This is a genomic window from Deinococcus sp. (assembly GCF_018260555.1).
Lineage (GTDB): Bacteria > Deinococcota > Deinococci > Deinococcales > Deinococcaceae > Deinococcus.
On sequence record NZ_JAGLBB010000044.1, the window covers coordinates 17,439 to 28,416 of the forward strand.

Consider the following 10,978-nt stretch of genomic DNA (forward strand, 5'->3'; position numbering starts at 1 on the left):
GGTCCGCGCCGCCGGCCGCCGCTCTTCAGCCGCTCTTCAGGGCGTGGGCACGACCCAGGTGACGCTGCGGGCGTCGTTGATGGCGGTGGGCAGGGTGGCGCTGCGCCAGTTGCCGCTTTGCAGCCCCAGGAGCGTGTCGTGGCGGCGTAGGCTGCCAGCGCTCAGGGCGTACAGGTAGCCGTCGGGGGCGATGGTCAGGTCGCGCAGGCCCGCGACGTTCTCGATGGTGGCGGCGGCGGCGGCACTCTGGCCGTTCCAGAGGCGCAGGGGCTCGCTGGACGCGCCGGACAGGGCGTTGTCGCGCCACGCGGCCAGCAGGTTCTGACCGCCAGCGCCGCTCCAGAGGCGGTCGTAGCGGACGTTCCCGAAGGCGCTGAAGGTCGTGGTGCTGTCCGGCACGCCGCTGCTGGTCAGGCGCTGAATGCCGCTGTCGGTCGCGGCGATGAGCTGCCCGCCGTAGGTGGCAAGGTCACGGATGGCGGGCGCCGCGACGGGCAGGCTGACCTCGGCCACCGCGTCGCCGGTGCGGGCGGGCGCGGCGCGCAGGACCTCGCTGCCTCCGCCCAGGCGGGCGCGGGCCACGACCCCCAGGTCGCCCTGCACGGCCACGCGGGTGGGCGGCGTGTCGCTGCCGGGCGCGGGTTGCAGGGCGGCTGGCAGCGCCGCCGTCCATTGCAGCGCGGCGTTCAGGTACATGGCGAGGTTCTGCACGCCGCCGCAGTCGCTGAGGATCAGCAGGCGGTCACGCGCGGCGTTCTGCGCGGCTCGCACGGTGCAGCGCGGCGTGTAGGCGGGGTCCGGGTAGGCGCGCGGGTCGCTCAGGTCGGCGGCGCGGCTCTCGGTGCCGGCCGCGCGGGTCAGGGTGACGCGCTGCCCGCCGGTGGGCGTGCTGACGTTCACGCCGCCCGTGACGGACTCGCGGGCGTCCTCGGTGACGGTCACGGCAGCGCCGCCGGACGGCGTGACCGCGCGCAGGACCGAGCCGCCGTCGGTCAGCAGGATCAGGCGCAGGGGCACGCCGGTTTCTTCGGTGCCGGTGCAGGCGGCCAGCAGCAGGGGTAGGGCCAGCAGGGCGGCCAGCGGGACGCGGGCTGAGCGGGCGGAACGGTGGGTCGGCATGGAAGTACCTCGTGGGGGTGGGGTCAGGGGTTGATGAGGGGCACGTTCAGGCCGTCGCCGGTCAGGTCGAACAGCGGGTAGAACGACTGCCCGGGCAGGCCCACGGCCAGCCGGTAGCGGCGCAGGCCCAGGTCCGCCTCGGCCTGCAGCGCCCAGCAGCAGCGGTCGATGGTCAGGCCCAGCACCGGGGAGAGCGGCGCGGGGTTCTGCCGCACCCCGTCCACCCAGGTGAACGTCTGGCGCAGGCTGCCGCTCAGGTACGCGCCGGGCGGCTGACCGTTGCGGCCCAGGCCCACGCTGAGCCGCAGGGGGTCCAGGGTCAGGGTGTCGGTGGCGCGGTCGTCCGGGAAGGCGCCGCTGCGGGTGCGGGCGTATGTGCCCCGGCCCGACAGGGCGGCGCGGCTCCCGAACTGCCAGGAGGCGTCCAGGCTGGCGCGGGTCAGTTCGGTGCGCGGCTGGTCCAGGCCGGGCGTGTTCAGGGTTGCGCCCAGCGCGAGGCTCTGGCCGGGGCGGGTGGTCCCCAGGCTGCCGCTCAGGGTGGGCCGCGTGAACCCGCCGCGCAGCAGGTCGTACGCGCCGCCGTACGTGACGTTCCAGTTGGTGGCGCCCCCCTGCACGGTGCCGGCGCTGACGCTCAGGGTGCCGCTACTGGTCGCGCCGGGCGGGCGGGTCAGGGACAGGCTGTGCGCGGTGCTCAGGCGGTAGCGGCCCCGCCAGGTCAGGCTGGCGTCCCCGATCAGCTGCCCGCTGGGCGGCAGCAGGCGCTCGGTGCCGCTGAGGGTCAGGGGATTCAGGACGGTGTCGCTGGTACGCGAAAGCGAGTAAGTCAGGCGGGCCTCGTTGATGACCGGGGTGCTGACATTGTGAGTGACGCTGACGGTGAAGTTGTTGGTGCGCACGTCGCCGCTGACCGTTGCGCTCACCGTGAAGGGTTGCAGCCCGGTCCCCTGGTCGTAGCCGCCCTGCGCGCTCAGGGCCAGGGTGGACGGCCACTGCGGGCGCGGCGCGGCCTTCACGCGGCCGGCCGTGCCTGCCGGGACCAGCGCAGCGTTCCCCGTGGCGTTCCCCGTGGCGTTCCCCGTGGTGTTGCTGAGGGTCGCGGAGTACGAGAAGGTCTTCAGTTCGCGGGCAGACAGGTCCACCGTGCTGCTGGCGTTCAGGCTCAGGGGACTGCGGTTCACGTTCAGTGTGAACGAGGCGGGCGGCTGCCCGGCCTTCAGGAACAGGTCGTGGCTGTACGACACGCCGAACGTCACGTCCGGCACGGGCACGGTGGACAGCGTGACGCTCAGCGGGGCGCTGAGGGTCCGGCCGTACAGCGCGTCGAAGGCCAGGGGGCTGGTGCCCTCGGTGCGCAGGTACCCCAGACCCACGCTGAACGTGTTGGTGGTATTGAACCGCTGCGTGAGGGTCGCCCCAAAGTTCAGCTGCACGGTGCGAGCGCCCGTGCCGTAGTACCGGCCGGTGAAGGTGTTGCTGAGGCTCAGGTCCGCGTTCTCCCAGGGTCTGGAGGTGTACGCGAGGCTGTGCTGCTCCTCGAGGCGTTCGGTGGTGATGTTCACGCCCTGCGCCGACGCGCTGCGCGACAGCGGGTTGCTGGCCCCGGTGTAGCGCCCGGCACTCACGCGAAAATCCGCGCTGAGGTTGCCGTTGGTGTACATCTTGGGGTCCACCGTGACTTCCGGGAGTTTCAGGGGCGTGCCCAGGGCCGTGGTGGGCTCGGGGCCGAACCGGTTGACGTAACTGAACTCTGCCGTGAACAGCGGGTAGTCCACCCGGGCGCCGAAGGTGACGTTCGTGACGCCCCGCTGCGGGTCGGTGTCGCTGCGCCCGATGTCGCTGCGGGTAACGCCCAGTGTGTACTCCAGGTCGCGCAGCGCCAGTTCCAGGGGCACGCGGCCCCGCACCCCGAAGTTCAGGTCGGCGTCGTAGCCGCCCCTGCCCACCGGGCGGGGGTTTGCCAGGGCGTACAGGTTCACGCGGTCCACCCACGCCAGCGGCGCGTACGAGCGCAGGCTCACGCCCAGGCCCAGGCTGGGGTCGCGGTTCTGGTAGAAGCGCAGCAGCGTGGTGCCCAGCGTGCTGTCCCCGATACTGAACGGCAGGTCGGCCTGCACGGTGTAGCCGTCCACGGCGTCCTGCCCGACTTCCAGGCGCGGCTGGCGTTCGCGGTCGTTCAGGGGCACGACCAGCACCGGCAGGAACAGCACGGGCACGTCGGCCAGCAGCACTTGCGCGCGGTACGCGACCAGCCGGTCGCCCGGGTACAGCAGCAGCCGCTCGGCGCGGAACGCGAAATCGTTCGGCGTGCGGCCGCAGCGCGCGCAGGTCGTGAAGTACCCGCCCGTGGCGCGCAGTTGCCCCGGAATGCGCTCTATTTCCTGACCGCGAATTTCCAGTTGCGAGTCGCTGATCAGCACGTCCTCGCCCGTCACCTGCTCCTGCCCGAGTTCCACGACCAGGTTCTCACCGCTGAGGTTCTGGCCGTCCCGGGCGCTGCGGTAAGTGGCCGCGCCGATCAGGGTCAGGGTGCGGCGCGTGCGGTTGAATTCCACACGCCGCGCGCGGACCACGTCGTCATCCACGCGCAGTTCGACCTCGCCCGTGATGATCACGAGTTCCTGATCGTCCACCTGCCGCAGTTCCAGCGTGTCGGCCGAGACGATCTTCACCGTGCGGGCCTGCGCGCCGCCCAGCAGCCCACCCAGCAGGCCCAGGCCCAGCAGCGCGGCCCGCACCCGACCACCCCGGCGCGTCGTCACGGGCAGCTCACTGGGGGGGTGTCCACGGCGCCGTCGCCAGGGCCGGGGCAGCGCTGGGCTGGGCAGGCAGGTGTGGGGCGGCCAGATGCGGGGTGGGCAGATGCGGGGTGGGCAGATGCGGGGTGGGCAGATGCGGGGCGGCCAGATGCGGGATGGGCAGATTTGGGATGGGCAGATTTGGGATGGGCAGTGCCGCGCCCATCGCCAGCACGGGCCGCTCGCCGGGCAGGGTGATGGGCCGCGTGCCGGTCAGGGTGCCCAGCACCGTGCCCGGGTAGTAGAAGCCCAGCACGTGCAGGTGGTCGTACCCGGCGCGCGCCAGCCCCAGCGCCCCGTACTGCGAGAGGCCCACGCCGTGCCCCGCGCCGCTGCCCGTGATGACCAGGGGGTTCAGGCCCGCCAGGGTCACGCGCGTGCCCGCCGCGCCCAGGGAACGCACGAAGCCCCCGGCGTTCGCGCCGCTGAGTTTCGCGGCGCCCGCCGCGCCGACCAGCATGATCTCGGTCGGGCGGCCCGACGCGCTCAGGCGCGTGACGGTCACGCTCGTCAGCGCGCCCGTCTTCGCGCCGTACCGCGCCGCGACCGCCTGCACCCGGGCAAGCGGCACCGTGACCTGCCAGCTGGCGCGCGGCCCCCCGGCCGAGAACGGATCGGCGCGGGCGGTCAGGTACGGCACCTCGCTGCCCCATACTTCAGCGCTGGAGGCCGTGAACCCGCCGGAATCACTGCTGAAGTACGTGCTGGCCGCCCGACCACTGAAGGCCACGACCTGCGCGCGCGTGGCTGTCACGGCGGCGTCCGTGGCGGGCTTCTCGGCCTTGACGCCCGGGTACACCTGGCAACTTTCGGTGGCGCAGGTGTCGTACGGCGCGGCCGGGTTGATGCGGGCTGACACGTACGTCCGCGCGATCACCGCCTGCGCCTGCAACGCCGCCGACGGCCACGACGCGGGCATCTCGGCCGGCACCACGGCCCGCAGGTACTCCTCGACGTCCACCACGTTGATGCCCTGCACGCCGTCCCGCTCGATGCGCAGCTGCACGCCGCCCCGGTAGGTGGTCCCGGCAATCTCGACCGTACGGCCCGCGCCGGGCGGCAGGTACAGCGTGACGCTGCCGGTCGGCTGGCCGTTCAGGGTCAGTTGCGCTGCCGCGCCCGACCTGGACACACCCACCGTCCAGGCCTGCGTGGGCAGCGCGGCAGGGGTGAGCGTGGCGGGGGTGAGCTCGGCAGGGCTCAAGGTGGTGGGAGGCAGCCCGCCCGGGAGCGACCCCGGCCCACCCGTCCCGGCGGCCGGTGAGGACGGCACCCGCACGGTCAGTTGCGGCGCGGCGGCCACCAGCACGCGAACATTCAGGGCGGACGCGCTGCCCAGCCCCAGCAACGCCGCACACAGCAAGAAAGCGCCGAAACGCAGGCATGAACGCATGATCGGGGCCCAGTATACCCACGCCGCCCAGCACGCGCCTGACAGAACCGTGAGAGCCGCTGTCCCGACAGCCCAGCGCCGTGCGGGCGGGGCAACGGCAAGCTGCGGAGGCTGAAAGGCCCAAGGTGGACGCGACGTGAACGCACATCCTACCCGCCGCACCCCGCCGCCACGCCATCATGCCGGGCATGACCCCCGCGTCCCAGCCACCCGCGTCCCAGCCACCTGTGTCTGCGCAACCTGCGTCCGAGCAGCCCGCCCCCGGCCAGGTCTGGGCCCACGTCGGTCAGCCGTTCACGCCGCCCGCCGCCCGCCCGGACGGCACGCACTACGACTTCATCGTGATCGGCGCGGGCCGTATGGGAAGCCTCCTGACACTGGCCCTGACGCGCGCCGCGCCCCACGCACGCCTGCTGCTGGTCGAACAGGGCGGCCTGCCCAACGAGGAAGGCCACACCATCCTCGCGCCCGGCCTGTGGACCACCGCCCACCTTGGCCCCGACCACCACCCCGCGGCACACGCCAGCCGCGCCCTGATCGAGGCGTTCGGCCAGCCGACCCCCCGCCCCTACATCACCCTGCACACCCACCCCGCTCCCGGCAGCGTGCCCGTGGCAGACGCGCTGCGGGACCACCCGGACAGCCTCGCCCTGCTCGACCCCGGCGTGCTCACGCACGCCACGACCGACCCGCACGCCCTGGCCTACCGCCCCGGCACGCTCGCGCTGAACGCCGCTCAGACCGCCATCCGCGCCGGCGCCCACCTGATGCTCAACACCCGCGCCGCGCCCCACCCCTCCGGAGTGGTCACGGCCGAACGCCTGACCGTCACCAACACCCACCAGATCATCACGCACGAAACCCACACCCTGCGCGCCCGGCACGTCATCCTCGCCACCGGCGCCGACGCCCCCACGCAGGCCGAACAGCTCCTGGGCATTCACACCCGCCACGCCCGCGCCTACCGGCAGACCCCGCACCTGAACGCCCCCAGCACCTCCACCAGCCCCACCCTGCACGCCGCCGGACTGACCCTGAACCCCCAGCACGGCGCGTACACCCTGCACCCCGCCACGCACCACCGCGACCCGCACGGGTACGCCCCTACCGGCGGTCACCTGACCGGCGTTCCCACCGGCCTGCGCCGCGAAACCCTCGAAGACCTCGTGGCCCTCATGGACGCCCTCCCCGTCCTGGCCACGCCGGGGCTGCACCTGGGCCGCAGCCTCAGCGACATTCCCGGTAGCTGGGCGGCCCTCCCGCACGGCGACCCCCACGCCCCACCCATCCATGAGCCCCTCGACCCCCATACCACCCTCCTCCTGGGCGGCCCGCACGCCGACACCCTCGGCCCCCACACGGCGCAGGAACTCGCGCAGCAACTGGCACAGCACCTCGCAGGGACGTAGAGAGGGGGAAGGGCGGCTGCTACTCAGGGCAACACATCTGCTTCGCAGGACCCCTCAGTCAGCTTCGCTGACAGCTCCCCTTAAAGGGGAGCCAAGACAGATTCGCCCGTGACCGTCGTAGCCACCAAGCCCGTCGTGCGCGCAGCGCGCGGGGCGCACGGCGCGAGAGCGAAGGATGGCGTGTGAGGCGTGGCCGAACCCGCCCATTACCCGCCATGCAAGCCCGCGAAATACCTGCCCAGTGCAACGCTGCTCCCCCTGCCCCTCTGAGGGAGGGGGCTGGGGGGTGGGGCAGCGCACGGGAAGGCGCCCCCCTGTTGTCTACCCCTTCCCCACCCGCCCACCGCCGCTGGGCCTAAGCTGTCGCCCATGAGAGCGGCGCGAATTACGGGCTGGTCAGGGGTGAACGCCTGACGGCCTGCGCGCTGCCACACGTCCCCCACCTGTTGCTGGTGGGGGTTTTTCTTTCGTTCGGACTGAGATAAGGGGTGATTCGTGGTGCAGGTCAGGGAGTTCAAACCGGGTGAGATGGACGCGATGGATGTGCTGCGGCTGGCGCTGACGAGCAAGGTGTACGGCGCGGCCATCGAGACGCCGGTCAGTGAGACGCCGTCGCTGAGTGCGCGGCTGGGCAACCGGGTGCTGCTGAAGCGGGAGGATCTGCAACCGATCTTTTCGTTCAAGTTGCGGGGCGCTTACAACAAGATGGCTCAGCTGACGCCGGAGGAGCGGGCGCGGGGGGTGATCTGTGCGTCGGCGGGGAATCACGCGCAGGGGGTGGCGTTCGCGGCGGAACGGTTGGGGGTGCGGTCGGTGATCGTGATGCCGGCAACGACGCCGGAGATCAAGGTGAGTGCGTGCCGGGCGCGTGGCGCAGAGGTGGTGCTGTTCGGTGATTCGTTCAGTGACGCGGAGGCGCGGGCGTTCGAGTTGCAGCGCGAAAGGGGCCTGACGTTCGTGCATCCGTACGATGATCCGCTGGTGCTGGCGGGTCAGGGGACGGTGGCGCTGGAGTTGCTGCGTCAACTGGAGGTGGACGGGCCGCTGACGGTGTTCGTGCCGGTGGGTGGCGGCGGTCTGATTGCGGGGGTGGCGGGGGTTCTGAAGGCGCTGCGGCCGGATATCCGGGTGGTGGGTGTGGAGCCGGATGACAGTGACGCGATGTTCCAGTCGTTGCAGGCCGGGGAGCGGGTGCGGCTGGACACGGTGGGGATTTTCGTGGATGGCGTGGCGGTCAAGCAGGTGGGGGCGTTCACGTTCGACCTGACGCGCCGGTACGTGGATGACTGGGTGCGGGTGAACACGGATGAGGTGTGCGCGGCGATCAAGGACGTGTTCGACGACACGCGGGCCGTGATGGAACCGGCGGGGGCGCTGGCGGTGGCGGGCCTGAAGAAGTACGTGGCCGAGCGGGGCGTGCAGGGCGAGACGCTGGTGGGCCTGACGTGCGGCGCGAACGTGAATTTCGACCGGCTGCGGCACGTCGCGGAGCGCGCCGAGGTCGGCGAGCAGCGGGAGGCGATTCTGGCGGTCACGATTCCGGAGCGGCCGGGAGCGTACCGGGAGTTCATCGAGGCGCTGGGGGCGCGGTCGATCACGGAGTTCAACTACCGCTTCGCGCCGCGTGAACAGGCCCGGATTTTCGTGGGCGTGCAACTGGCGCGGCCGGGGCAGCGGGCGGAACTGGTGGCGGGGTTGGTGGAGTTGGGGTACGCGGTAACCGACCTGACGGAGGATGAGCTGGCCAAGGTCCACGTGCGGCACATGGTGGGGGGCCGGGCGCCCGAGGCGACGGATGAGCGGGTGTACTCGTTCACGTTCCCGGAGCGGCCGGGGGCGCTGCTGGAGTTCCTGACGCACCTGCACGGGCGCTGGAACATCAGTCTGTTCCACTACCGGAATCACGGGTCGGCGCATGGGCGGGTGCTGGCGGGGCTTCAGGTGCCGCTCGGGGATGAGGCGGCGTTCGCGGCGTTCCTGGCGGGGGTGGGGTACCCGGCGGTGGACATGACGGCCAACCCGGCGTACCGGCTGTTCCTCACCTGACGCCGCCCGATACGGACTCCGGTTCAATAGCTCACAAAACCGCTCAACCCGAACGGACTCGGGGAGCTGCGCCGCGCAGCGAGCAGGCGAGGAACGGAGTCCGTATGAGAGGCGTGGGGGGCGCAACCCGTGTACGACGAGGGCGTGGAGAACAGCCTGCCGGGGTGCCGGGCGGATGAACGCCCGCTCTGCGCGGGATCAATCCAGTCTGAAGTTTCGTCCTACCCGTCCGGGGGCGGGGTGTGCCACGCTTGGGCATGGACAAACAGTTGATTCAGGGTAACTGCTCAGCAGGGTAAATTGCTCAGAATCTGAATTCAGCCCTATAAATTGCTAAGAAGCTGCTTTCAAATGACTGAAATTGCCGATATGGGCGAATTGGTTCGTCCAAGGCAGATTTGCAGTAAATATTATGCTCATACAAAACGGGAACAAGCGTTTTTTGCCGTGTTTATCGTGCTGAGCAGTTACGATTCAGGAGTGCATTGATGCGTGTCTGGCGTGCGTGGCGGCGTGCGAGGAGTGCGCGACGGCGTGCCTGTCCGAGCCGCATATCGATATGATGCGCGGCTGCATCCGACTGGACCGGGACTGCGCGGACGTGTGTGCCATGACGGCCCGGCTGCTGATGCGTGGCAGCGATCTGCACGCGCAGGCGTGCGCGCTGTGCGCCGAGGCGTGCGCGGCGTGTGCGGCCGAGTGCGCTCAGCACCATCACGATCACTGCCAGCGTTGCGCCGAGGCGTGCCGCCGCTGCGAGGAAGCCTGCCGGAAACTGGCGGCCTGAACGGGGTCTTTTCGAGGTCGCGAGGGCTGCTGTGAGGGGGCCGGGGCCGGTTATGGCCTGAGGGTAAACTAACGAGATGATACGGACTGCCGTTTGTTTCGTTGACAACCCGGGGGGGCACCGGGTTGCCAACTCCACGTCCGGAGGGCCGCTTTTCTCCTACTCGCTCTTCTGCGAAGCTCTGCGAGTCCGCCCGGATTGTATGGTCTTTGCAGCCGATTCAATCGGAGTCCGTATGATGCTCCCTGTGCTCGTGCGTACGTCTGGTGATTCACTGGACGTACGTTTCGCTTTGGCCTATACTGCGCCGAGGTTGTTATGCTTCTAGCAGAAATTATCAGCGTGGGCACGGAGCTGCTGTTCGGCGAGATCGTCGACAGTAACGCCGCGTTCCTCGCCCGTGAACTCGGGACGCGCGGCGTCACCCTGCACCGCAAGACCGTGCTCGGAGACAACCTGCCCCGCCTGACCGACGCCATCGGCACGGCCCTGAACCGCGCGGACCTGGTCATCCTGGGCGGCGGCCTGGGCCCCACCGACGACGACCTGACCCGCGAGGCCATCGCCGCCGCCCTGAACGAGACTCCCACCGAGGACCCCGCCCAGCTCGCGCACCTGCGCGGCCTGTTCGAATCGCGCGGGCGCTCCATGCCTGAAATCAACCGCAAGCAGGCGTGGCTGATTCCCAGCGCCGAAGCTCTTCCCAACCCGGTCGGCACCGCGCCCGGCTGGTTCGTGCGGACCGGGCGCAGCGGCACTCCGAAACTGCTGGTCGCGCTGCCCGGCCCGCCCCGCGAGATGCAGCGCATGTGGCGCGAGCAGGTGCTGCCGCGCCTGCCGCTGTCCGGGGCGGCGCTGGAACACACCACCATTCACACGCAGGGTGTCGGCGAGGGCACGGTCGCCGAACTGCTGGGCGACCTGACCCGGCAGGCGAACCCCAGCGTCGCCACGTACGCCCGCGCGACCGGCGTGGACGTGCGCGTGGCCGCCAGCGCCCCGGACCGCGATCAGGCGGCGGCGCTGCTGCACCCGGCTCGGCAGCGGGTGCGCGAACTGCTGGCCCGCTGGACCTGGGGCGAGGACGACCAGACCCTGGCCGGGGCCGCGCAGGGCGCGCTGGGCACCCTCACGCTGGGCGTGATCGAGGCCGGAAGCGCCGGAACGCTCTGCACCCTGCTGGGCGACCAGCCGGGCTTCCTGGACGCCGCCGTCACGCAGGATCACGCGCGGCTGATCACGCTGGGCCTGACGCCCGTCACGCTGCGCGGCGCCGGACTGGTCAGCGAGCAGGCCGCCCGCGAACTGGCCGCCGGGGCGCGCGAACACCTGGGGGCCGACGTGGGCCTCGCGGTGGTCGTGGCGACCACGGGCGACCGGGCCGGGCAGGCGTTCGCGGCCGTGAACGTCCCGCAGGCCGGGGGCG

At 71.1% G+C, this 10,978-nt stretch carries 8 protein-coding genes; 5 read left to right on the plus strand and 3 right to left on the minus strand.

The window, feature by feature from the left end:
- Window positions 1-36 precede the first annotated feature (36 nt).
- Genes QZ271_RS09700 through QZ271_RS09710 form a run of 3 tightly spaced genes read right to left on the minus strand, consistent with a single transcriptional unit; the run spans window position 37 to window position 5,310 of the window.
- The gene (locus QZ271_RS09700) at window positions 37-1,119 is read right to left on the minus strand and encodes a hypothetical protein (protein WP_291430927.1); all 1,083 of its coding nucleotides are present in this window, start codon (window positions 1,117-1,119) and stop codon (window positions 37-39) included.
- Between the two features lie 23 nt (window positions 1,120-1,142).
- Window positions 1,143-3,881 (minus strand): hypothetical protein, encoded by a 2,739-nt coding sequence (locus QZ271_RS09705; protein WP_291430929.1) that lies wholly within the window; start codon window positions 3,879-3,881, stop codon window positions 1,143-1,145.
- A gap of 7 nt (window positions 3,882-3,888) precedes the next feature.
- Complete coding sequence (locus QZ271_RS09710; protein ID WP_291430931.1) at window positions 3,889-5,310, minus strand: SpoIID/LytB domain-containing protein; 1,422 nt, start codon at window positions 5,308-5,310, stop codon at window positions 3,889-3,891.
- 188 nt (window positions 5,311-5,498) lie between these two features.
- Here QZ271_RS09710 and QZ271_RS09715 point away from each other — a divergent pair, with 188 nt between their 5' ends.
- The 5 genes from QZ271_RS09715 to QZ271_RS09735 form a co-directional block, all read left to right on the plus strand.
- Window positions 5,499-6,719 carry an FAD-dependent oxidoreductase gene (locus QZ271_RS09715; RefSeq protein ID WP_291430933.1) on the plus strand — a complete coding sequence of 407 codons (1,221 nt, stop codon included), beginning with the start codon at window positions 5,499-5,501 and terminating at the stop codon, window positions 6,717-6,719.
- Between the two features lie 528 nt (window positions 6,720-7,247).
- Complete coding sequence (gene ilvA, locus QZ271_RS09720; RefSeq protein ID WP_291430941.1) at window positions 7,248-8,765, plus strand: threonine ammonia-lyase, biosynthetic; 1,518 nt, start codon at window positions 7,248-7,250, stop codon at window positions 8,763-8,765.
- A 351-nt stretch (window positions 8,766-9,116) separates the two neighbouring features.
- Window positions 9,117-9,254, plus strand: coding sequence for a hypothetical protein (locus tag QZ271_RS09725; protein ID WP_291430935.1), 138 nt, complete (start codon window positions 9,117-9,119; stop codon window positions 9,252-9,254).
- A gap of 16 nt (window positions 9,255-9,270) precedes the next feature.
- Window positions 9,271-9,552, plus strand: a complete 282-nt coding sequence (locus QZ271_RS09730; protein WP_367114354.1) for a four-helix bundle copper-binding protein — start codon at window positions 9,271-9,273, stop codon at window positions 9,550-9,552.
- 318 nt (window positions 9,553-9,870) lie between these two features.
- On the plus strand, window positions 9,871-10,978 hold a 1,108-nt coding region (locus QZ271_RS09735), incomplete at its 3' end, for a CinA family nicotinamide mononucleotide deamidase-related protein (RefSeq protein WP_291430939.1).